We start from the raw sequence: 220 nt of genomic DNA, 5'->3' as shown, positions 1-220 counted from the left end.
CCCTCAAGGATGGCGACGGCGACCTGTCGACCACGACGCTGACCATCAACCTCAGCGATGCCGGCCTCTTCGCTCCCACCAACAGCGATGTCACCGTCAACGAGGCGGCCCTCGACACCTCGACCACCGGAGCCGATCTCACCCACGGCACCGTCACCGGCTCGCTGCCGGGCTCGACCGCCGAGACCGATGCCGCCAACCAGCTCGCCGCCACCGGCGG

General features: G+C 70.0%; 1 protein-coding gene. It reads left to right on the top strand.

The window, feature by feature from the left end; genetic code table 11:
* The coding region (locus O7A70_RS34150; RefSeq protein ID WP_337144251.1) for a hypothetical protein at positions 1-220 on the top strand (220 nt) is incomplete at both ends.

Source organism: Mesorhizobium sp. Cs1299R1N1, from assembly GCF_037179655.1.
GTDB lineage: Bacteria > Pseudomonadota > Alphaproteobacteria > Rhizobiales > Rhizobiaceae > Mesorhizobium > Mesorhizobium salmacidum.
Note: the sequence above shows the minus strand (reverse complement) of the source record. Positions and strands in the feature narration are given on the sequence as shown.